We start from the raw sequence: 22,589 nt of genomic DNA on the forward strand, positions 1-22,589 counted from the left end.
ATCAAAAATTTAAATTGCCCCCGACAGTATAAGTCCGTGATGGTGGCATGAAGGAATAATCGGGATCGAGGGCTGTATCGGCGGCTTTCCACAACAGGCCAACATTATAGACATTCATATAGAGATTTAATTTTCTCTGACTGGATTTCCCCAATTTCAGCGCATATGAAAGCTGTATATCCTGCAAACGCACCAGATCCCCTTTTTGGATATTGGGCTCAGATGAGGCGTAAAAGCGGTCCCTTGATGAATTCGCGGGGTAAACCATGGAAGGAACAGTGGTGATTTTTTCGTCCCCCGGCTGTTGCCACCGTCTTTCATAATCCGCATGGGATACCCAGGAATTGAACAGGTTGGTATACATGATCGTTTCTTTCTGGAAATAGTGTCCCGCCTTAAATTGGAGATTAAAAGATAATCCGAGATCCCTGTACCTAAATGCATTTCTAAAAGATCCGTACCATGGAGGAAGGCCTGTTCCGAAATAATGGAATTCAGATAGGGGCGGATTCAATAACTGGGCATATGACTTCGACTCTTCTCCATCCAGAAAGCCTATAGGATCTCCACTTGCAGGATCCAGTCGGGAAAATCTATAGGCAAATACCGGATAGAGGGAATAATCCTGAATGGGGTTCATCGACCGTCCGGTATTGGTCACATATTGGGAAGAAACCATCGGAGCGCCATAGTAGCTGATTAACCTGTTGGTATTCCACGAAACAAGCAACTGACCGTTCCATCCCCAGTTTACCCGGTCGGCCCTTCCCCCCAGCTGCAGGTCAAATCCTTTGGAACCCAGTACGCCGATATTTTTGGTCATGGTGAAAAAACCGTGTGTTGGATCAATGTTATCCGGGGAAAGGAGGTCTGTTGACCGCTTCCAGTAATAATCAAAATCCACACTTATTGAATTATTGAACAAAGAGAACGAAAGGCCAAGATTGGTCTGCCTGACCTTCTCCCATTTCAAATCGGCGTTCGGCAGGGAGGTTACCCGTGCCCTGGCCAGATCTGAGGTCCATGTTATCGAACGCTGCTGATATTCGATCAGCGGTAGTCCGGAAGCCACACCTCCTGAATTTCCGCCAAAACCATACGTAAATGAAAATTTAAGCTTGTCGACCCATTTCAGGGCATCCATGAATTTCTCCCTGTCCACGATCCATGACAATCCGGAAGACCACAGGGGATTCCACCGGTCATTGGTGTTGACACCAAAAAGGTTTGCAGCATCTTTTCGTGCAGATAAGCTCGCTGTATATCTACCTAGATAGGTATATGATGCATTAAAATAGGTAGAAACAAAACGGTTCAGCAATTTATCTGTTGATTCATAAGAGGGGATTCTTGTATCGGCAGAAAGCCCGTCATAGATCGGTTTTGGTGATGCGTAGTCCACCAGCTGGAAAATCTGCTTTTCACTGTTATAACCATAATATCCCCAGGATCTCCCATTATCCGATCTTGAGGAAAGTTCACCTCCCAATATTGCGGCGACATGATGATCGCCAAACTGCCTGTCAAAATTCAGCTGGCCACGGAGCCGGTGGCTGACCATGGACTGCTTGTTCATCTTAATGATATCTCCCAAAGGTATTGCATACGCGGGCACACCGTTTTCTATTCTGGTATACCTGTTGATCAGATTGCGGGTATAATATGACTCCTGTGAATAGTTGGTCGTCCCGAGCCCTTGCTGATTCTCATAATTATAGAGCACACCGACTTGAAGTCCGTTAATTAGTCTGTAATTTAAATCCAGCCCAAGTTGAAGATGCCTGCTTTCTCCATCAATTTGCGAGGCTCCTATTTCCTCATAGGGTGTATAACTCCAGTCCTGAAGCAGTCCGTTTCCCACGGTATCCACATATGTACTGTTCAATTGATAGGGGACCGATAGCGGGGAACCCTTCTGGTCAAATAGTCTTGCATAAGGATAGAGCCGTGTCTTTCCCCCACTGATTGCAATGGGATTATTGACAAAGCCTGCGCTGGATTTCGTATTACTGTTGGTAAATGCCATCAGGGGCCGGACCGTTAAGGAAGCTGTCGGCCTGAAATCACCCTCCCAACGTACATTTAGTTTGTCATTACGGCTTCCTACCTGCTGGGGGAAAGCCAGCTGATAACCAAGAGCCACGCGTGAAATATTGTCCTTGCCACCAAAACTGTAGTTCATGTTTAACTGGCTTGTCACAGAAGGACGGTAAAATTTTTCACCTAGATCTTTTCGATAATCTTGGTTTCTATAGTTTTCTATCTGGGCCATTGCATCATTTATATCAGTCTTCCCTAGAGAAACCTGCTCGAGCAGACTCACTACCGGCGAGAAAACCAGTGTTTTTCTGTTCCTGTTTGCCAACGCATTTTTATAGAATCCCTTATCATAAAGGAAAAGTTCGACATCAATAAAATCACTGCTCGACATTATGGGAGCATAGAAGAGATCCGGTTTTTCCCCGACTATGGTATTAAAGGCGGCTTCCAGCCTGCCGTTCTGAGCGGGCTTTTTTAGATTGATCACGATCACACCGTTGGCAGCCCTCGCCCCGTAGATCGAAGTAGCTGCAGCATCTTTGAGAATATTTACAGATGCGACCTCCGCAGGATTGATATTGGAAATATCGCCTTCATAGGGGAAATTGTCGACTACGATCAGCGGCTGGGAAAGGCCGCTTGACAAGGTATTTATCCCACGTATGTTCACCTGTGGAGATCCGGTCCGGTTGTCAAACTGCAGACCGCTTGAAAGCCCTTCGATCTGTTGCAGCACATTGGTCGAAACCCTCCGGTTCAACAGTTTTTCATCAAGGACAACAAAACTGCCCGTAGCACGCTCTTTCGGAATCTTCTGATATCCCGTATTGATGGTCACTTCTTCGAGCATTCGGTTTTCCTGCTGTAATATTATTTCTATGGTGGGGATTTTGCTCTTTAACAAGGTATCTATAGGAGTATAGCCCTGAAGGCGTACTGACAGCTTAACGCTATCCGAAGAGCTTATGTAGGTGAATCTCCCATCCTTATCTGTCGCAACAGAGATGAAATTATTTCTGTCAGATATTGTAGCACCGTGCAAAGCCATTTTGTTCCGGTCCACGACACGCCCTTTGACAATATGTTGGCCCAGACTTATCTTTGTCAGGAAAATAAAAATCAATATGATAGAGGTATTTTTCATAGGTGATCTCTCCTCTCTTCTGATGGGATGGAAAAACTTTCATCCAACAGATTCATATTGGTCATGATCTTCACTATCCCCGAACTGCTTATCCAGACGTATAATGGATAAGCGGAAGCGCCAAAGAGATTGTACAGATAATCATCATAAATGATCGATTCAAACTCTTTCATCCCGAACTGGAGATATTTTTTGTCGCTGTAGAATTTTCTAAAGGCACCAATGTCATTCCACTTTGGTAAATTATTTACCATAACGACATGGATACGGTCTTTATAGCGCTCTTTGGCCTTTGTTATTGCGGCCTGGTCAAGGAGACAGGAAGAGCAGCCTATATACCAAAAATCAAGAATAAGTAATTTCCCTTTGTACATAGAAAGATCCCTGCTCACGGTGTCTCCACCGGAAAAGAAAAGATGCTTTCTGATCCAAAAATCCTCCGGTAATCCGCTACCTATGGATAGCTTTATTTCAGTGTCTACCCTCGCATCAGTCCGCTCTCCAGCGGACTGTGCCCGGGCATTACTAAACATTATGAAACAAAATACCGGTAATAAAAATACCTGCCGGACATATACCGGTTTATGTCTTAATATGGCAGGCGTTATAGATAGACATAGGGATATATAGTATATTATATAAACGCACAGGCGCTCCATGTAGCTGTAAAATAGCTTCATCTGTAAATAGGTTTATAACGTTCATAACTGTGTTATTTAAATTTGAACCTATTACGGGGCGCCCATCGTATAAGGTTTCTGGGATGCCAAAAAGGCTTGCAGTCCTATTCAGGGGCAGTAATAATATTTTTGAGGAATTGCTTTTTAATCATGCTCGTCTTGGTTATGCGAGCCTCGGAAAAAATGGCTGGGTCTTACATGCCATTGTTCTTTGGTGACAGCCAGGAAAATGGACTTACAGTAAGACCCATACCATTTCGAGCCATAAAGATATGGACTCTAATGGATATGGGCATAACCTTACTGCCTCGCCTTCCTGGCTGTCAAACTGTGAACTACGAGACTCTTTAGTTATTGCCTGCCTCATTTAAATTGTTTAAAATGAGGTGTTTATAACTTCTATATTTTCGAATATGAAACAAATATAACAAAAAGCATTGATTGATAGAAATAATTTTCATTCGATAAGTTAATATTAACATTCGATCACTTCTTAGTTTTTCCTTCTTGGTACTCCATATTTGTCTTATGAGTTTTCATTTAGGTAAGAAGGTCGAAGAAATTGCAAAATCCAAAGGATATTCCCAAACTGCGCTTGGGAAGAGAGTGAACATGTCGAAGCCGGGAATCGCAAGCATGTATAAAAGAAGTGGCATCGATACAGATTTGTTAATAAAACTCACTGAAGTTCTCGATTATGATTTCTTTAAACATGTGTATGAAAATGAATCGATGACAAAGTATAAGGAAGAGGAGTTGGCGCCGCTAAAATCAAAAGTTGAACATTTAGATAGCGAGAATATGCTTTTAAAGAATCTTGTTTTGAAGAATGATCAAATTACCGAATTGCAATTTAAACATATTGCGGAATTGGAAGAAAAGCTGTTGAGACAAAAATAATATTTAGTTCTGGTCCTTATCAAATAGATTTATAAAAGCCACCTAAAAGGTGGCTTTGTTTGTTATTTAACACTACTTATTTTAAAAAGCTAAACTCCCTATATACGGGATCAGTATAGACGTAATGTTAATTTAGATTTAATGTATAAGCATTCCTAAATTTATTGGTCGGTAGATCGAACCAATCTTTTATCCGCATTGCCATCTTTTGGAGAAGCGTTCTCCCAAATCATTTCCTTGCTGTTCAATTTTTTTATGCGATACTGTTCCGTATAGATTTTATTTTTATCATAAAGTGTCACTAAAGTCTTATCATTGCTCAATACATAGGTTCTGTAGATTGCAGTATCCCGATGTTCAAGCGCATTGTAGATGTTTTTGACACAGGTCATGTCCGAGTTGAATTTGTACGTAACGAAACCATCGTAGACAAAAGTAGGATTATCATTTGCAACTGTCCATTTGCCGATAAGGTTATCAATGGCGATCTTCTCATCTTTTTTGCATGAGTTCAGAACAAGAACAACTATGGCTGGAATTAAGACTTTGTAAATTTCTTTCATAACTAACGTTTAGGTTATTTAATATTGATATATCAAAAGAACGATTTTTTTACACTATGCTATAATGCAATTACCGATATATGTCACAGCTAAAATAGAAGTTACAAAAGCTCCCATTATAAGCGCATTAAAATTGGAACATACCATCCCATTGTCACCACTTAAGCGGCCAAAAGGCAAGACGGCACAATTGGGTCAAGGGCGCCAGCGAGGGATGCGTGCGTAGGGGCGTTTAGTATACCCTTGACCTTTGTGCCATCGTGGGTAAATTTGCATAAGCGGTAACGATGGATATCCATATCTCCGGTAATATGTAACAGTAGATATGTGTTTATATCTATTACTGTATATAAGTTTCTGTTTATATTCAGTAAACCATATATCTATCTACATTTACTGAGAAAATTAGATGTATCGGTTCGGGAAAGCAAGATCAGTGATTCTGCGGATGATTTTCTTTACATCCGCCCGATTATTATACAACGTCACTTCAATCAGAATTAAGGAGAAGAGTCTTTTATCTCCGCTGTCCCCGTTTTTTCTTTTTGCGCTTCCTTTTTCTTTCTTCTTCATCAGTGACCGTACTCTGTCCGCCAAATTCCTGAACGGGACCAAGAAGCACATCCAAAAGTCCCGGACCATTTTTGACAAATGAGGAAAATATATCGCCAAGTATGGTAGACCTGTCCTGAGCAGAGTTAGAAAGCAGCCTATCTGTCCAGCCATCTTCCATTTTTGGGATAGTCCCTCTTTCCAGAAGCCTGTCAAAGGTATGAAGCCGTGCCTTCTGTTCCGCATTACCATTTTTCATGATATTCGCATATTGCAAAGTTTCTTTCAGTTCTCTATCAGAACCAAACATCCTGTCAAAGACAGTTTCACCGCACTGCTTAAAGGCCATCTGGTCAAACTCCCCGAGCTTTTTGGAATGTTCCACATTCTTCCCCCGTGATTTGTTCTGAGGGCTCAGTTTGATACGGTTAGTAATGTCCTTTCGGCTTACAATGACCTGAATGTGCATCTGTGGGCCTTCCTTGCGCTGCCCCACTTTTCTCGTACCATTCTTGGTCTCCTTGTCCTTGTGGCTATAGTAGCGGTAGTTTTCCAGTTTGGCGAACCATAACAAGTCTTTATTGTTTTCTATTCCGGGGCGTTTAAAATTGCGGGCATATTCATCCATGATCCGTGCCGCATATTCCTTTAATTTTTCTTTTGCACCGTCCTCACCATAAGTAGCGAGCAAGAAATCAATCTCTTTTCTGCTGGGACTGATATTGAGCAGGAAGAACTTACTGTCCTCCCTGCCCAGTTTGGCAATATTGCCATCAATCCCGATGCGCACTTCATGGGGTTTAATATCGCTCCGTCCACCATTGAACCAGCATTCCTGTTTTTTATTAACGGCTAGGCGGTTTTCTTTTTCCAGATAGGCAACAAGATCGCTAAAACTACCTTTGTTGTTTCCTGTTTCGGAATCCGTGATATTGATATACATAGCGGCTAAAGCTTATCCAGTGCTTCCCTGACCTGTCTTGCCAGTTCCTCTTTTTTTGCGGCAGATACTGGCCGGCCCAGTGTTTCCCGCTGGACAATATAATGTTCCAGGATCCTTCTGAAACCATCTTTTAATTCCTGCCTCTGTGTAATGCCCAGAAATATCTTTTTAAGGGCTTTATCCAGACTCCCGAGATATTCCGTATTCGCTTTCAGAAATTCAGATGCCTGCTGCTGTTCATCGGAAATCAGATCAATTAAACTGGATTGCTGTTTGGTGACAGCGCCAAGTTCGTCCAGCATGGAATACAGGGGAACCAATAGGTCGGTCTCCTGTTTTCGGATAAAGGAAAGTATACGGCTTACCCCGCTGGAGAGTTCTTTTTTCAGCACCTCATCATTCTGGTCAGCAGGATCTTTCTTGCTCCTGTAAAAATAATCGACCATCTCCATTACCAATTGCCGCTTGGTCCTGCCCAGTTTACGGGAGAGCAGTGCCAGACGGCTATCCACTTCTACCGGGAAGCGGACTGACCGTGTGTTTTCATCCTGTTTAGCCATTACGATCGGAATTATTGTCGATGATAAACCGGAACCTGCTGTCCTTTGTCGGATGCCAGGAAGGAATGTAATCCACATATCCATAAAGGATGAGATCGGAAAGGCATTTATGATAGGTCGCAATGGACTTTATATGGGAAAAATGCATCAGCTTTTTACGGCTGGAATGAAAGAAATCCCAGGGACGTTCTTTCTGGTGATAATAGAACATTGCCAGGAGCAGTCCGATATGCGATGGAAGCAATCTGCTATCTTTCGCAGTTTGTTCCAAATATGAGCTGAAGTAATGATCCTGCATACTGTTATCCATTGCCATTACCGCCTTCCATCATTTTATCGACATCGCTGCTGCGATAGTACATACTGCCCCCGATCTTTTTAAAGGAGAGGATGCCTGTTACCCGCAAGTTCTGCAAGGTTCCGGGAGAAATGTCCAATTTCTTTCTGACTTCCCTGCTTCGGAGCCATTCCTTGTCTCCGCTGTTCCCCGAGTTTTCTCGTTGTAGGACTTGTGTGATCTCTTCTAACAGTTCTTTTTTGAACTGCTGTAAGTCTTCTTTTGTCAGGATGTTAAATACCATAGCATACCAATTTTGTGAATAATATGGGCGTGGCTTCTCTGCCTTGCTGCTAGCACAAAATTGGATGCCGAAGGAGCAATATGGATGACCATTGGACTCCGTTGGTCATGTTCAACATTCGAACAGGATAGCTATTATGCCTATTTGATGGGGATTATCTGGAACGGTTTTTTGTCATCGGGGATTTTGACGCCTTTCATGGAATCTTTTGGATCTTTCTGTACAAAATAATTCCGGACGGTATTGACCGGTATATCCCTGCCATTGTAGACGAAATATTTCGATATCATTTTGTAATAAGGGCTTTCGTGGTCGCTAACCAGTAACTTTCTCCCACTGGGAAGCGTCAGGTTTTTCATCTGTTGGAGCAGGTCGATAAAAGTGGAAAGATGCTCGTCCTGTACCATCGGTTTGACGGATACCTCGTATTTTTCAAGATCGGCCAGTTTGTTTCTCAGAATTTCGAGTTCTGACTGCAATCCCGAGATCTGTTCATCCTTTTCCTTAATCAGCAGATCATTTGGCCTTATGTTCCATTTGTCTCGTGGAGCGAGAAAATCCAAAAATTCATTCAGTTTTCTGATGTTAGAAATATGGAGGGAATGCTTTGAGGAGAATGGATCCTGTCCCTTAAAATAATCAATCCTATCGGAAACAATATGCCACACATGGGAAAAGAAATCTTTTTCCGAGCGGTTTCCGCCGGAAAGGTAATAATCCAGATGGTACTGATAATAATCTTGAAATACATTCTCTTCCAGATCATAGACCTTCAAAAGAAAATGATTGTCTTCATACCCTATTTTGAGGCCCAAAATGTTTCCTAGTTCAAAAGCGTGCGGATTTAAGTCAAATGCTTTTCTTGCTTTAAAGTAAGTTGCTGTCATATAACGAATTTAATAAAATCATCACAATGGATGTGAATCAATTTTTTGGATATGAATATTATTATTTGAGGTTACTCAACTAATAGTGAACAATGATTAAATTTGGTAAACTTCCAATATTATGCATGATTTAGATAGATTGAAAACTTTGATCGGACTGTACCAGAAGGAGGCTAAGGACCTAAAAAAGTTTATTTCTACCTGCCTTAACGATTGGGATTATATGATAGCAGATCATTATGCACAGAGGCTGGGGCAGGTCAATAGGGAGTTACAGATATTGCAGACAATTCTTGATCCCAACTATGGCGATAAACAGATCCTGATTAGACAGATTGCCCATTATAAAAAGAATCGCTCATTGCCGGGCCAAAAAGATTTAAGGGAGCTTTACGGACGGTGGATAAGAGACGCTGAAGAAAAATTGAAGTGGCTGAACAACCTTACTGTCCCAGAATCTCCATTTTCAAAGACTTTGGAGGAAATACTGGAAAAATTGACGCGAAAGGAAGTTCGCAAAGTCGTACTGATGCTCAATAGTGAACATGATCTTGGGATCATAATTACCAGAGGGAGAAAGTTAATGCTACGTATTCCTAAAATAAAAACTCTAAGAAGCAAATCTGCGATCTGGGATTATCAGATAGATCTACTAGAGAAAGTGGGTTTCCAATGGGACTCAAAAGAAACGTTGTTGTCTCTGGAATTGGAACCTAACAACTCAACCAAACCGGTTATGGAATACCTGTCAAGGATTGTGTTCAAAGTTTTCACGTTTGAGGAGATGAAAGGAAAAAGCTATATCAGTTATTGCTAAAAGACTGCTTATATTCAGATAGCCAGATATATATTTATCTATATTGCTAGCACATTGGATATATAGCCTATGGATTTGTTTGCCTAGCGTATACAATCATTCTAAGTATACTGTCCGGTATACTAAAAAGAGACTTAATGCTATCATTAAGCGAAGAGAGTATCCCCGGAGGATACTCTAAACCCCATTTGCAGGACATGGGGCAAGAAAAGTAGGGCTCTGCCCAACTTCTGCTTGCTCCGATGTCTTGTCCTGGCATAGGTTTACAGATGGTCTAATACGGTTCTTACTTTACAGGAAAAATTTAGACTGAAGAGATTAAACCAGGTTCAGAAGAATATCCACAATCTAAATCTTAGTAAACAGGAATTTGAGAAGCTTATACAGCGCTGTCTACCCCAAACTTAAAAATGTGTTGTACAGAAAATTTTGGTTTACAAAACTATATATACGCCTTTTAATGTGTTTATTCTATTAATTTTTTTAACTTCGCGAAATATTATTAAAAGCTAAAAATAGCTAATTTGATTTTTTTGTTTGTAGTGGTGATTCAATTATGGATGAAATTACCGATTTATTAGGAATAGTATTGATTTAAGGGAGAACAAATTTTATATTTCAAATGAATAAAATCTGTTTTATAGAAAGTTTTTGCGAAATATATTTTCCTCTTGTTAACTCAGTGTTATTTTTTGGTAGTTCGCTTAAACATAAAGGTATCTCAAATGATTTAGATCTGTTACTAATAGATGAAAATATTCAATATGTTTCAAGGCAGACTATATTCTATAGAGAGAAGTATGTAAGTGTTATTAAACTACCATACTACCAATTAATTAGTATTCTTTCGGAGGACTATGAAGACGGGATATTGAGAAACATATTTGAATCGGGCTATATTGTTAAAGACAGTAATCGAATGTTAACCATTTCTAAAAATTTAATAAAGAACCATTATCCGGAACGAGATCAGTTGATCAGAAAAGAGACGTTAAATTGTATAAACAAAATACAAGACCTGCGCATTGGGTTAGAAAACGAACATAGATCAAAATTTGAAAAATATATTATTCTTAACGAATTAATTTCGAATTTAATGAAGTTCATGGCATTAAATGATGGTAAACTTCATTTGAAAGACGGAAAGCACCTTGTAAGGTACCTCGAGAAATTTCATCCTTTTCACTGCAAAATATTAAATGACTATACAGAGAAAATAATAGGTCCCTTAACCGAATCAAATATTAATGAATTTGGCAATGTTTTAAATATTTTTGGTATACCAATAGTAAATTCATATAGTAACGAAAATATAGAATCAATATACTTTCTAGGTGAAACAATAACACTTTTTATAGAGAATTTTCATGATTTTAATCAGGCTGTAGAATTATATTGGGTACTAGTACAAAAATACAGACCTGACAAAATCTATTTTTATAATATTGGGATTAATTATATCGAAAATGAAGGCACATATTTCGTCGTAAGCGGTCTAAAAGAAGCTGATATCAATTCAATCCGAGCTGGTATTTTAAAACAATTTCATCAATATAAAGTCTATTTTCCCTACAACCCACTTTTGGCTAAAAATGTAATTAAATCAGGTGGGCGAGGCAATTTAGAAATCTTTGAAAAAGTATTTGAAACCTTTCAACATGAAGTGATCCATCTAACTGAGGTGTATTGCGAGGAGCATATTCTGTTGATCTGCGATTTTTTGGAGAATTTTGAACACCTAAGCGTTAAAATTCAAGACTTTTTAATAAATAAACGTCTTGAATTAGAGCTTTCGGGAGATCCCTTAGCTTTAAATGTGAAAAAAAAGCAAATAGAATTAGATCTGCGAAATCATATAGAAAATTATTTAAGAAAATATGATTTAAAAGTACTGCATAACCGAGATCGAAAAAAACTCTTTTCTGAGGGTCAATTAGAAGCAATCTTGAAAATTGACGATATTTTTCTGCTGCAATTTATAGATAGAATTTTTTCTTTACGTTTTATAAAAGAAAATGAGAAGATAGTCTTCTTTTTATTCTATGAAACACTAACAAGGAAATCAACCTCTGCTTATACTATCTAACACTTACAATCTTATGTTTAATAGTTTCCCCCATTTCAATCAACTGGACGCAAAAGACTGTGGTCCGGCCTGTATACAGATCGTTGCAAGACATTATGGAAAATTTTTCGACTTGGATTATTTAAGAGAAATAACTAATGTCAGTAAAGAAGGAACTTCAGTATATAATTTATGTGAATCGTCTGAGGCAATAGGGCTCAAATCCATGCCAATTCGGACTTCATTTACGAATTTTAGAGAAAAAGTTCCATTACCTTGTATAATTCATTGGCGTGGCTATCATTACATTGTCGTCTATAAAATTACAAAGAATTATGTTTATGTTTCTGATCCTGCAATTGGATTGATGAAATATACCATTCGAGAATTTGTAAAAGGATGGTTAAAAAAGGATGATAAATCCAAACAGTTTAAAACAGGAATATTAATTGCTTTAGAGCCGACTGATGCTTTCAATGATGTTAAAGCGTCAAGGGAAACACCTAGTTTTATATATATATTTAACTATCTAATACTTCAGCTTTCCCCTTATAAGAGACAGTGTCTTCAATTGTTATTTGTAATATTTTTAATTACAATAATACGTTCTGTTTTTCCTATCATTACTCAATCTATAGTTGACACAGGTATCGTTGCCAAAGATCTCAACTTTATTACTCTGCTTTCAGCTGCGACCGTCATACTTGTTATAAGTTCAAGCATAGGTACTTGGATAAGCCAATCTTTGAATATGCATATTGCCGCAAGGATTAAGATTTCACTATTATCCAATTATATTTTGAAATTATTCAAATTACCGGTTACATTTTTTGAAAATAAATTAGTTGGAGATGTTTTACAGCGATCTATGGATTATGAAAGACTCCAAAATTTTATAATGAATTCCGCTTTTGGAATAATTCTTTCATTGCTCAATATTATAGTGTTCGGATCGATACTATATTTCTATACTCCCAGCTTGAGTATAATTTTTCTATTTGGGTCAATACTTTATATTTTGTGGACATTTCTATTCTGGAATGTGAGAAAAAAAATGGATATAAGATATTTTGATTTGTTAGCAAAGAATAATAGTCATTGGATAGAGACTTTGACAAATATCCAAGATATAAAACTAAACAATTACGAAAAAGGTAAAAGATGGAAATGGGAAAAATTACAAATTAAGCTTTATGAAACTAATATTAAGCTTTTAAATGTTAGCCAAATTGAAAAAATAGGTGGTGATTTAATTAATACATTAAAAGATGTTATACTGACATATTTTACAGCATACCTCGTTATAACAGGAGAAATGACAATAGGTATGATGGTCGCAATTCAATTTATCCTTGGTCAGTTACGAGCTCCCCTTGCTGAAGTCATCCAATTTATTACATCTTATCAATCTGCTTATATAAGTTTCATAAGGATGAATGAGGTAAACCAAATCCGAGAAGAACAGGATCCAGAAATTCTAAATAATTTATTTTTTCCATTAAATAAGGAGCTTATCGTAAACAATTTAAGCTATCGGTATACAGGTCAAAATTCGCCCGTTCTCCTAAATCTATCATTTGTTGTTCCAGAGGGAAAGTTTACTGCAATAGTGGGTGAAAGTGGAAGTGGAAAATCTACGCTACTCAAAATTCTAACACGACTATATGAGCCATCTGCGGGAGAATATCTTTTAGGAAAGGCTAATATTAGCAATGTAAGTCTAAAGTTATGGCGAGACAATATTGGTGTAGTGAGTCAAGAATGTAGCATGTTTAATGACAGTATCCGTAACAATATAATATTAGACCTAGAGTTTGATAATGATAAGTTCTATAAAGCCGTTTCTTGTTCCAATATTTTACCTGATGTGGAAAGAATGCCGAAAGGTTTTAACACAATGATTGGGGAAAATGGAAAAGGTTTGAGCCAAGGACAAAAACAGCGAATTATGATTGCAAGAGCTCTGTATAGAGAGCCCGATTACCTTTTCTTTGACGAAGCTACCAACGGACTGGACTCCATTAACGAAGTTAAGGTTCTTTCAAATATAAACCAATTCTATCCTGGAAAGACCATAATAATAGTTGCTCACCGGTTGTCGACTATCAAGTCGGCTGATCAAATTATTGTTTTGAATAAAGGGACTATAGTGGAAATAGGTAAACACGAAATCCTGTTAAATAATAAGAGATATTATTCTCAATTATATAATACACAGATGCATAATTTTTATGAAAAGTAATACTGGACACTCCGAAGAATTTAGGCATATTTTAGGAAAATTTCCCAAGAAGACAAATCGTATTTTAGCGGTTATACTTTCTTTTATTGTTGTAATATTGGCTATCCTGCTATGGGTAATTAGATCTCCTGAAATTTTAATGGCGAAGGTACAGGTATCTGCTGAAAAAGCCCCCATAATTATAATTTCTGAAAATGAAGGACGGATACAACTTTTAAATTTTCCGCAAAAAAAACTAGTTAGCAAAGGAAGGGATTTGGCTATTATTGAGAACGGTGGTGACTATATAGAAATTCTTAGACTTAGGGATTCATTACTAAAATACCAAAAAGAAATTTTTGATTTGAAATATTCAACACTTGATTTTGCTTTAGGCTATAATTTAGGAGAAGTCCAGTCACAATATTTTGAGTTTATAAATACTTTATTTGATCTTGAAAATATTCAAAACCAAAACGAATATGATATAAAAGTAAGTTTACTTGAAAAACAAATTAAAGAATCAAAGAATTATGTAGCAGGTTTGGGAGGACTTTCTAAGATTAAAAAGAGACAAATAAATATTATTAGGGAAAAATTAGATGACGATTCAGTCCTTTATACCAAAAGTATGGTGTTGAAAGAAGACTACCAAAATGTAATGATAAGCTACTTAAAAGAGAACGAAAATTTTGAAAGAGTGCTACTTGACAGTATTCAAACCATAAAATCAATAGCAGGGCATCATAGCGATATAGCTTTATTTTCTAAACAGAAAGCCAATGCTAATTCTGTTGCACAAAGAAAGGTTCTAAACTCCTATTTGAAACTATTGTCAATTATTAAAGATTGGGAGAGAAAATATGTTATTAAATCACCAATTGAAGGAGAGATCGATATGATTGGATTTGTTTCATCCAGCCAATTTATTAAAAGAGGTGACCCTCTATTTTCAGTACTGCCTAGAGATAATAAAATCATAGCATATATCCAGGTTCCTAGTAACGGGGCGGGGAAATTGGAAGTTGGACAAAATGTTCAGATAAAATTAGATGCTTTTCCATTTCCTGAGTTTGGAAAATTAGTAGGGAAGGTTGAAAACATATCATTGATACCACAAGAATCCATGTATTTTGTTAGAGTCTCTCTGCCTGAAGGAATGAAGACAGATATGGGAAAAATTATTTCATTCGGAAGTAATATGGAGGGAGAAGCGGAGATATTGACAAAGAACAGAAGGCTTATCCATAAATTTTACGATAAAATATATGGAGCTCTAACAATGAACAATAAAATTAAAGAGAAAAAAAATGAATCAAATACCCAATAATATTGCTGATCTCACTAAAGAGATTATTAATGAAAGGCTTAGTCATTTTAATTATATTGCCCTGAATAATTATTACACTGCAAAAACAGGTGATTTGATTATTTTGTCAGCGATCTCTGAAACTACAACTTCAGTTCATATTGAGGTAATTAATAGGGGTAAAGATAAAATATTAATTTATTTTCTTCCAAGGCCTGATTTTTCGAATTTTCCAGAAGCCTTTGAATTATTTAAAAAGCTAATATTAGATGCTTGGATTTTGAAGGATAAAAATTTATTGCTTACTAATCTGAAAGTCTCCTGTCAATACCTTTTTGAGCGAAATAGTGTTAAATGTGATTTTGCCCATTATGAAAAAATGAAGTGGGAAATTTCCGTTTTATTGGAAGAATTAAGGATAATAGATTCTATCCATATTCGATTCAAGATACTGGAGAAATTAGTTTCGGTATTTGATAAAAAAATACCCGATTTTTTCATTCCTGTATTTATTGAAATGACACCTAATAAAACTCCTCTGACACATCTTATTAACAGATTAGGAACTTTGTCTTGTCTAGAGTTTTGTGAAGAAATTTATTCCTTACTATTGCCTTTTGGGGGTAGACCCTATTTACTGGAACCTAATGTTCAATATATTGATGGTCTTTCCATTGTTATCAATTCAGGTGAAGTTGACTTAAATGTGTTTTTGACTTCTATATACTTAAATGTATTGAATGAAATAAAAAGATTTACATATTATATAGAAGGCTTTTATTGGGAGAGAACAGAAAACAGAAAATATACGTTGAGTATTATTATGGGCAGCCATAGTGAACAGAAGCAAGATTTGAAGACAATTTTAGAACTGAAATTCAATCCTAGCCAGATGAAAATCTTAGCTTTTAAGGCTCATACTATTTATGATGTCTTAAATCCTTATTACCAACGAACAATAAATAGACTATCGTCATATTTACTTGATTTAAAATTTAACGAAGATTTGGAACTAAATGAGAGCATTATGCTCTCATATGCAATAGAATTTTATATATCCGCATCGTTAAAGATTGGTTTAAGCCGAGATGATTTTTTTAATCTGAATAGGGGCATTGCCAAGAAATGGAATTTACTTGTGATGAATACGGATGATTTCTTTGAGGAAGACTATGTGGCAATAAATATAATGTATGAGAAGTTTGATCGTACATATCAGCTTACAGAGAATAGTATTTCATATAATTTTGGGCGGAAATTGGAAGAATGGAGCAATCTGGATGATTCCTTTGATAGTGAAATAACCGTTATGATTAGTGATTATGAGAGGCTTAAAACAGATAAATATTTTTTAAACATACTTAGATTACTTTTTCCTCATAATAACAATACGGGTAATAATAATAGATTTATTTTTATGGAGGGACTCTTTTACAAATGCTTTGGAACCTTTGGCCTATCTATAGAAATGAAGTTATATGTAGTTTATTTAGTAAATAGATTAGCAAATGATTATTAATATAGAAGAATTAAATCAACGGATAAAGAATAGTCATATCACGGTTGAGAAACATCCAACACACGATATTTACATATATGGGTATCATAAGAATCCATTGGAGAGAATCAAAAATAATTGGAACGAATATAGTAAAATGTGTCGGGGACTAATTTTGGATAGCTCCGGAAGAATTATAGAAAGACCATTTTCTAAATTTTGGACTTTTAGAAATTATTTATCAAAAGATATAATTCTCCAAAGTGAAAATCGCGTTCTGAAACTACCAGATTCTAAACCGAAAATTTTTGAAAAATTGGATGGCACAATGGGAATTCTATATTGGATTGCTGAAGAACCTTTTATTGCAACTCAAAGATCGTTTTCGAGCATGAAAGCCTTGCGTGGAACTGAGATAATTCAAAAAAAGTACCGCGATGCATGCAAACGATTAGATAGGAAATATACTTATGTTTTTGAAATAATATATCCCGAAAACAGTTTAATCGTAGATTATGGTTCGACTGAAGATATTATTCTTATAGGGGTAATAGATAAGGAAACAGGATATTCAATTAACGAAATAGAGTCATTAGGATTTATTACAAAAACAGACTTAACTGCCAAATATTCACATATTACAAATATTAATGAATTGGAAGCTCTGAATATCCCAAATCTTGAAGGCATAGTTGTCGAATACAATGAAGGTGTAAGACTGAAGATTAAATTTCCTTGGTATAAGAAAATTCATTCAGAACTACAAAAGCTGATAAACGCGGAGTTTCAAAAATTTGAGAGTATAGCTAGGCTTAAAGAGTACTATCAATATGAAAAATTTGACTTGACCACAGAGGAGGTAATAAGCGCCTGGAAGAGAAATGAATTGGAACAATTATATACTAAGTTTACTATTAACCAAATTGATGATGGGGCTTTTATTTGGGCTGAAAATCAAATAAAAAGATATGAAAAAGAGGGAGTCGTTAATGTCCAATCTTTTCAGAAGAGTTTGGATAGCCTCCGGGTTCCAGACAATAGATTGTGGAATTGGAAAGAAAGATATCTAAAAAATTACTATGATTAAAAAAAGTGCTGGCCTAGTAATTATAAAAAACGAAAAGATCCTATTAATAAAACCTAGAGGAATTGATTCAGATAGACATTGGTCAATTCCAAAAGGATATATTGAAAGCGCTGATGAGAATATAATCCAAACAGCTATTAGGGAAACTTATGAAGAAACAGGAACTTTAATTCCCTTCGAAAAGATTAATGTTGGAAGAAGATCTCTTATAACCTATTTAGATGCTCAGAATAGATTATCAAAGATTATATTCTACTTTGTTGTTGAGATAAATGACGAAGAATATTTTCATTATACAAGTACAATAGGAGCTGGGTTAAACGAAGAGGTTGAAAAGGTGGAATTTCTCAGTTATAAAGAAATTCGTGAAAAAATTTATTACAAACAGCTTTCGGTTGTGAATTTTCTAAAAAGAGACCGTTTTAATCTTAAAGACTTACAAAATCTATTGGATGAAGGATATATAAAGAAAACTAAACATCCCAAATTTCCACTTTGGATATATAACTATACAAATAAAACCAAAACTCTTCGGAATTGGAATTACACAACACTTAACGCTCGTGGGCTAATATTGGATATCGAAGGTAAAATAATAGCAAGATCATTCGAGAAATTTTTTGAATATGATCAATTATATATTGAAATTAAAAAGATATTACCTAAACCGCAGCAATGCTTTGAAAAGTTGGATGGTGCATTAGGTATAGCCTATAAATATAATAATAGCATATTTATATCAACTAAGAGTAGTTTCAATCACTATTTGGCGATTCTAGCAAATGATATTTTGATAAACGATTATAATCAATTCAATATAATAGACGATCAACAATTTTTATTCGAGATAATAAGTAGATATTCTTTTTTTACTTTAATTAATGGTTTAGGGAAAACCAAATTGTTTTTGATCGCACCAATCACATCAAAAAATAATATTGAATATAACTTCGAATCCCCAAGAGCAATTAAAGAACAGGAATTAGAGAAAAAGGAAGAAAGTGAAGGTGTTGTCTTGATGTTGGAAGACCAAACGCGAATTAAAATTAAGACAACATATTTTAAGAAAAGATATGATGAGATTTTAAAGTTAAAGAAGACACTTTTTTTTGCTGAAGATTATAACTATCAACACAATTTATCATTCGGGGAGAGAGATTATATGTTGAGATTTCAAAATGGTTTGTTCAGTTATCTATATATGCTATATACACAAACCTCTGCGAAGGATAAGTTAAATGAATTTATTTTAAAAAACTACACAAGCTGGTTTTAATATGAATCGTAAACAAATATATTTACTTTTGAGCTTTTTAATTCCTTTTTATACGTTAGGACAAGGCTTTGGAGACACACTAACAATTGATCGCGTGTTTGAGTTATTAGAAAATTCCGAGCGAGTTAAGAGAATTAATAATTTGGCCCAAATCAAGTTGCTGCAGTTCCAAAATTTTAACGCACAATTTCTCCCCTCTGTTGACCTTGAAATAAATACTCCTTATCAGAGGTCAATTCAAGACGTTATGCAACCAGAGGGGGAAGTGTATCCAATAGAAAGATCCTATTTTAATCCTAGTACAACATTTAACATTACACAGAGATTACTCGGAACTGGGGGAGACTTGACAATTTCAAATTCACTTAGCATGTTGCGAAATATAAAATATTCGTCAACAATGTTTTCTTCAAATTGGATAAATCTATTCTATAATCAGCCAATTTTTGGTTTTAATGAGTACAAATGGAACAAAAGAAAAATGGAGATAAATAATAAGCTCGATTCAATAGAAAATCTCAAATCTAAAGTGAATCTTCGAATGGAAGTTGCTGATAGTTATTTTGCTGCTTACGGAATACAGCTAAAACATAAAATTACTTTAAAGAATATTGAAAATACGATTGAATTACTAAGTATTCTCAAAGAGCTAAAAAATCGAGGTAAGGTTTTAGACTCGGAAGTAAAACAAACTGAAATAGCATTGCAGCAAGACTATAAAAAACAAATTACCAATGAGTATGAACTAAAAAATCAAATTATGAAATTGGAAGAAATTCTTAATATCCACATTGGTAAAAACGTAAAATTTGAATCTCCAAAAGATTTCATTCTTGATATAGAGAAGAATGCAATAGAAGCTATACTTCTAAGAAATGATTTTGAGTATACAGCCCGTTTAAAGTATTTACTTGCCGCGGAAAAAATTGATAAGACAAAAAAGGAGGGCCGTGTCAATGTACAAATGCAATTAGGGATAGGTGTAAACAGTTCTAATAAAAATTGGGAAAGACTCTATGATAACCCGTTGATGAGACAAAATGCATCACTTACGGTTAAAATTCCTTTATTATCTTGGGGGACACTTAAAAATAATCAAAAAATAGCTGCGTTAGAAACGGAAAATATTCATAGAGATATGAACGAGTTAAAATTTTCTATAAAAATGGAGGCAGCTAAATATTTTAATCTAATTAATCTGAATAAAGCAAATATATCAATTGTGAAAAAGGAGGTGGATTTGCATTTATTTACAAATGATTTAATGCTAAATCAATTGAAAATAGGGAAGTGCACTGTCCTAGACTATAAAAAACAATTGGAAAATTACGAAAATTCTCTTCTCTCTTATTACAATTTGGTCAATGAGAAATATATATTAAAACTGGGGTTAGCGAGTTATTTGAATACTAAAGAAAGTCCTATGTAAAAAAAATCTTTGTGATTTCTGCCGATGGTATATAAAATATACCATCGGAGGAATAATTATTAATTCCTAAAAGGAAAAAGGGTAATATATTATCATTGGTTCACTGTATTTTTCAATATCTAATGAGGATTTAAGTAAAATACATTCATTGATTTTTTCTAGGAGTGAGCAGCTGATATCCTTAATAGTTTTATCAATTTTTAGGGGGGCGAGATTATTTAACGTTATGCCAATATTTTTATGGATATCTAGTTCTGAGATTGTTTTTGCATCTGTGAAATATACCCAATCGTAAATTCTTAATCCATTATTTTTATTTCTAATTTCAAGATTAACAATTTTAATACTGTCAATTTTGACTTTTTCATTGGTAAAAATCAAAACATCTGCTATCCCACTAAATTTATCTGTAATTTTCTTGTTTAGAGGTAAACTTAAGCGGTCTCTCACCGGATCAGGATTTATATTGCAGGCATTTTTAACATAAATAGCTTTATTAAAGCCCCAATGTCCCTTAATCATACCATATATCCGCTTCCTTATATCCTGTTTTGGAAGGGTCCCAAATTGAGCGTAACAAAAATTCGTAATTAAAACGAATTGTAAGGCTATAAAAATTTTGCGTGCAAGATTCATTTTTTTATTGTATCGTTGAATAACTAATTGAGCTATATGAATTATTCTGCAAGCCAATAATTCCCACCCTTCGGCACGCTTTTAATGTTTTCTATTAAGGAGTTTAGATCTGTTACTGAGTCACCCCAATAATAGTATCTTGAATTATCATAAATGTCCTTAGTTGCATTTGTCACGTCATAAAAATGTTCGACGAACCAGTTTAATACTTCTGTGGTTATTTTACCTCCATTTTCTATAAAACTATTAAATTCTGCTGCAAATTCATTTTCATAAGCTCCTTTTATGGATACTGACTCTTCTAAAATTCCAAGTTCTGCAAGTACTTTGGCTTCATTTATAAAGGCTTCAGCTTCCGCAAAGATATTTACTCCCGGTTTTCCATTGTCATCCAAGAATGATCCTTTCGCGAAATCTTGTCCAGCGTGTGTAAGTTCATGAGCAAGAAGTCCAACCATTAAACTAGCACTTTTGGGACCATCACCTGTCATATATGATGTATAAAGGACATTTGAATTGGCATCATATTGATTAGTATGTTCAGAAGGAACAATTGATAATTTTTCACCAGACTGGGCAATATTAGTTAGTATCATCATTCCAGTATTTGTTGATGCCATTTTTTCTAATGCTGTTTTCATTATTGAAATATCTTCTCCGTTAAAGAATTGATGGAATGATATCACACCTTTCGATATTAAAGTTTCGACAACAGCTACCGGATCAGCTCCCATTCCTGCATCGAAATCTCCACCTGAAGTTCCATCAAAATAGTCATCTAACATATATTCTCTCCAAAAATCTTGATCCTGATCTCTCCCAGGTCCATCAACCTCTCGATATACATTTGCTTCATCTAAAGTATAATGTTTTTCTGCATACCCATTTCCACCTATAAATTTTTTTGATTCAGTTTCAGAAATCGATTGGAAAAAAGTTTCTAAACCAATTAAATTTAATCTCGTTGTTCTTTTCATATCTGAATAATATCATTTATTGTAATGTAACAAATATAGCGAATTTTATCTTAATTATTTCTCTTTAGTAAATTCAATCAATATATTACATAATTATTCTTAGTTGTGTCCTGAACGATAAAAAAAATAACAAAAATCAAAAAATATAACCTAAGGATTGACTTTAATATCAAAAAAATTAATGTTATTTGTATCAGGTAATATGATCCAACAAAGTTGAATAGTTATGTAGTTATAATAAATATAAAGCAAATGAAAACATTAGTAGAGCTATGAAAGATGCGCTTAAGAATGTAGAACTTCATTTTGAAAATGGAAAAATTGCCTATAGTGAACTTAATAATATTAGATTTAAGTATCTAAGTTGTCAGCTTAAAAAAGTAAAATCAAAGTATAATTGTTGTTTGGACTTGCAAATAAAATC

At 35.4% G+C, this 22,589-nt stretch carries 20 protein-coding genes; 10 read left to right on the forward strand and 10 right to left on the reverse strand.

Annotation, left to right across the window (positions count from 1 at the left end; all coding sequences use genetic code 11):
* Position 1: 1 nt before the first annotated feature.
* Positions 2-3,184 (reverse strand): SusC/RagA family TonB-linked outer membrane protein, encoded by a 3,183-nt coding sequence (locus B2107_RS12470; protein ID WP_293955959.1) that lies wholly within the window; start codon positions 3,182-3,184, stop codon positions 2-4.
* A complete protein-coding gene (locus tag B2107_RS12475) occupies positions 3,181-3,717 on the reverse strand; it encodes a TlpA family protein disulfide reductase (RefSeq protein WP_293955961.1) in 537 nt (178 codons plus the stop codon). Before B2107_RS12475 ends, B2107_RS12470 begins: the two co-directional genes overlap by 4 nt.
* A 675-nt stretch (positions 3,718-4,392) precedes the next feature.
* Here B2107_RS12475 and B2107_RS12480 point away from each other — a divergent pair.
* Positions 4,393-4,764 (forward strand): hypothetical protein, encoded by a 372-nt coding sequence (locus B2107_RS12480; protein WP_293955963.1) that lies wholly within the window; start codon positions 4,393-4,395, stop codon positions 4,762-4,764.
* Between the two features lie 161 nt (positions 4,765-4,925).
* Here the strand turns inward: B2107_RS12480 and B2107_RS12485 are convergent, their stop codons facing one another.
* Complete coding sequence (locus B2107_RS12485; protein ID WP_293955964.1) at positions 4,926-5,327, reverse strand: hypothetical protein; 402 nt, start codon at positions 5,325-5,327, stop codon at positions 4,926-4,928.
* A gap of 64 nt (positions 5,328-5,391) precedes the next feature.
* Between B2107_RS12485 and B2107_RS12490 the strand changes: the two genes are divergently transcribed.
* Complete coding sequence (locus B2107_RS12490) at positions 5,392-5,553, forward strand: hypothetical protein (protein WP_293955965.1); 162 nt, start codon at positions 5,392-5,394, stop codon at positions 5,551-5,553.
* Between the two features lie 291 nt (positions 5,554-5,844).
* On the opposite strand, the gene B2107_RS12495 is transcribed toward B2107_RS12490, so the two are convergent.
* From B2107_RS12495 to B2107_RS12515, 5 genes are all read right to left on the reverse strand, one after another.
* The gene (locus tag B2107_RS12495; RefSeq protein WP_293955966.1) at positions 5,845-6,822 is read right to left on the reverse strand and encodes a DUF5712 family protein; all 978 of its coding nucleotides are present in this window, start codon (positions 6,820-6,822) and stop codon (positions 5,845-5,847) included.
* A 5-nt stretch (positions 6,823-6,827) separates the two neighbouring features.
* A complete protein-coding gene (locus tag B2107_RS12500) occupies positions 6,828-7,382 on the reverse strand; it encodes a BfmA/BtgA family mobilization protein (RefSeq protein ID WP_293955967.1) in 555 nt (184 codons plus the stop codon).
* On the reverse strand, positions 7,375-7,698 hold the full coding sequence (locus B2107_RS12505; RefSeq protein WP_293955969.1) for a hypothetical protein: 324 nt from the start codon (positions 7,696-7,698) through the stop codon (positions 7,375-7,377). The genes B2107_RS12500 and B2107_RS12505 overlap by 8 nt, the downstream gene beginning before the upstream one ends.
* The gene (locus B2107_RS12510; protein ID WP_293955971.1) at positions 7,685-7,963 is read right to left on the reverse strand and encodes a helix-turn-helix domain-containing protein; all 279 of its coding nucleotides are present in this window, start codon (positions 7,961-7,963) and stop codon (positions 7,685-7,687) included. The genes B2107_RS12505 and B2107_RS12510 overlap by 14 nt, the downstream gene beginning before the upstream one ends.
* A gap of 140 nt (positions 7,964-8,103) precedes the next feature.
* Positions 8,104-8,850, reverse strand: coding sequence for a hypothetical protein (locus B2107_RS12515; protein ID WP_293955972.1), 747 nt, complete (start codon positions 8,848-8,850; stop codon positions 8,104-8,106).
* 121 nt (positions 8,851-8,971) lie between these two features.
* Between B2107_RS12515 and B2107_RS12520 the strand changes: the two genes are divergently transcribed.
* From B2107_RS12520 to B2107_RS12555, 8 genes are all read left to right on the forward strand, one after another.
* Positions 8,972-9,667, forward strand: a complete 696-nt coding sequence (locus B2107_RS12520; RefSeq protein ID WP_293955973.1) for a hypothetical protein — start codon at positions 8,972-8,974, stop codon at positions 9,665-9,667.
* Between the two features lie 622 nt (positions 9,668-10,289).
* Entirely contained in the window at positions 10,290-11,753 is a 1,464-nt protein-coding gene (locus B2107_RS12525) for a hypothetical protein (protein WP_293955974.1), read from the forward strand.
* Positions 11,754-11,766: 13 nt separating this feature from the next.
* Positions 11,767-13,974: a peptidase domain-containing ABC transporter gene (locus B2107_RS12530; protein WP_293955976.1), complete on the forward strand. Its 2,208-nt coding sequence runs from the start codon at positions 11,767-11,769 to the stop codon at positions 13,972-13,974.
* Positions 13,964-15,283, forward strand: coding sequence for an HlyD family efflux transporter periplasmic adaptor subunit (locus B2107_RS12535; RefSeq protein WP_293955977.1), 1,320 nt, complete (start codon positions 13,964-13,966; stop codon positions 15,281-15,283). The genes B2107_RS12530 and B2107_RS12535 overlap by 11 nt, the downstream gene beginning before the upstream one ends.
* Entirely contained in the window at positions 15,264-16,781 is a 1,518-nt protein-coding gene (locus tag B2107_RS12540) for a hypothetical protein (RefSeq protein WP_293955978.1), read from the forward strand. The genes B2107_RS12535 and B2107_RS12540 overlap by 20 nt, the downstream gene beginning before the upstream one ends.
* Complete coding sequence (locus tag B2107_RS12545; RefSeq protein ID WP_293955979.1) at positions 16,771-17,847, forward strand: RNA ligase; 1,077 nt, start codon at positions 16,771-16,773, stop codon at positions 17,845-17,847. Before B2107_RS12540 ends, B2107_RS12545 begins: the two co-directional genes overlap by 11 nt.
* Positions 17,840-19,123, forward strand: coding sequence for an NUDIX domain-containing protein (locus tag B2107_RS12550; RefSeq protein WP_293955980.1), 1,284 nt, complete (start codon positions 17,840-17,842; stop codon positions 19,121-19,123). Before B2107_RS12545 ends, B2107_RS12550 begins: the two co-directional genes overlap by 8 nt.
* Before the next feature lies 1 nt (position 19,124).
* On the forward strand, positions 19,125-20,552 hold the full coding sequence (locus B2107_RS12555) for a TolC family protein (RefSeq protein ID WP_293955981.1): 1,428 nt from the start codon (positions 19,125-19,127) through the stop codon (positions 20,550-20,552).
* Between the two features lie 66 nt (positions 20,553-20,618).
* Here the strand turns inward: B2107_RS12555 and B2107_RS12560 are convergent, their stop codons facing one another.
* Both B2107_RS12560 and B2107_RS12565 read right to left on the reverse strand, forming a co-directional pair.
* Complete coding sequence (locus tag B2107_RS12560) at positions 20,619-21,188, reverse strand: hypothetical protein (protein ID WP_293955983.1); 570 nt, start codon at positions 21,186-21,188, stop codon at positions 20,619-20,621.
* Between the two features lie 41 nt (positions 21,189-21,229).
* A complete protein-coding gene (locus B2107_RS12565; RefSeq protein ID WP_293955985.1) occupies positions 21,230-22,165 on the reverse strand; it encodes a hypothetical protein in 936 nt (311 codons plus the stop codon).
* Positions 22,166-22,589: the final 424 nt, after the last annotated feature.

Source organism: Sphingobacterium sp. UBA7855, from assembly GCA_002500745.1.
In the GTDB taxonomy this organism is placed as follows: Bacteria; Bacteroidota; Bacteroidia; order Sphingobacteriales; family Sphingobacteriaceae; genus Sphingobacterium.

Excerpts from the sequence above, each read along its gene's own strand:
- B2107_RS12470 (WP_293955959.1), bottom strand. The coding sequence starts at position 3,184 with ATGAAAAATACCTCTATCATATTGATTTTTATTTTCCTGACAAAGATA.
- B2107_RS12485 (WP_293955964.1), bottom strand. The coding sequence starts at position 5,327 with ATGAAAGAAATTTACAAAGTCTTAATTCCAGCCATAGTTGTTCTTGTT.
- B2107_RS12540 (WP_293955978.1), top strand. The coding sequence starts at position 15,264 with ATGAATCAAATACCCAATAATATTGCTGATCTCACTAAAGAGATTATT.
- B2107_RS12535 (WP_293955977.1), top strand. The coding sequence starts at position 13,964 with ATGAAAAGTAATACTGGACACTCCGAAGAATTTAGGCATATTTTAGGA.
- B2107_RS12525 (WP_293955974.1), top strand. The coding sequence starts at position 10,290 with ATGAATAAAATCTGTTTTATAGAAAGTTTTTGCGAAATATATTTTCCT.
- B2107_RS12475 (WP_293955961.1), bottom strand. The coding sequence starts at position 3,717 with ATGTTTAGTAATGCCCGGGCACAGTCCGCTGGAGAGCGGACTGATGCG.
- B2107_RS12560 (WP_293955983.1), bottom strand. The coding sequence starts at position 21,188 with ATGAATCTTGCACGCAAAATTTTTATAGCCTTACAATTCGTTTTAATT.
- B2107_RS12500 (WP_293955967.1), bottom strand. The coding sequence starts at position 7,382 with ATGGCTAAACAGGATGAAAACACACGGTCAGTCCGCTTCCCGGTAGAA.
- B2107_RS12545 (WP_293955979.1), top strand. The coding sequence starts at position 16,771 with ATGATTATTAATATAGAAGAATTAAATCAACGGATAAAGAATAGTCAT.
- B2107_RS12490 (WP_293955965.1), top strand. The coding sequence starts at position 5,392 with ATGCAATTACCGATATATGTCACAGCTAAAATAGAAGTTACAAAAGCT.
- B2107_RS12510 (WP_293955971.1), bottom strand. The coding sequence starts at position 7,963 with ATGGTATTTAACATCCTGACAAAAGAAGACTTACAGCAGTTCAAAAAA.
- B2107_RS12505 (WP_293955969.1), bottom strand. The coding sequence starts at position 7,698 with ATGGCAATGGATAACAGTATGCAGGATCATTACTTCAGCTCATATTTG.
- B2107_RS12480 (WP_293955963.1), top strand. The coding sequence starts at position 4,393 with ATGAGTTTTCATTTAGGTAAGAAGGTCGAAGAAATTGCAAAATCCAAA.
- B2107_RS12515 (WP_293955972.1), bottom strand. The coding sequence starts at position 8,850 with ATGACAGCAACTTACTTTAAAGCAAGAAAAGCATTTGACTTAAATCCG.
- B2107_RS12520 (WP_293955973.1), top strand. The coding sequence starts at position 8,972 with ATGCATGATTTAGATAGATTGAAAACTTTGATCGGACTGTACCAGAAG.
- B2107_RS12550 (WP_293955980.1), top strand. The coding sequence starts at position 17,840 with ATGATTAAAAAAAGTGCTGGCCTAGTAATTATAAAAAACGAAAAGATC.
- B2107_RS12555 (WP_293955981.1), top strand. The coding sequence starts at position 19,125 with ATGAATCGTAAACAAATATATTTACTTTTGAGCTTTTTAATTCCTTTT.
- B2107_RS12495 (WP_293955966.1), bottom strand. The coding sequence starts at position 6,822 with ATGTATATCAATATCACGGATTCCGAAACAGGAAACAACAAAGGTAGT.
- B2107_RS12530 (WP_293955976.1), top strand. The coding sequence starts at position 11,767 with ATGTTTAATAGTTTCCCCCATTTCAATCAACTGGACGCAAAAGACTGT.
- B2107_RS12565 (WP_293955985.1), bottom strand. The coding sequence starts at position 22,165 with ATGAAAAGAACAACGAGATTAAATTTAATTGGTTTAGAAACTTTTTTC.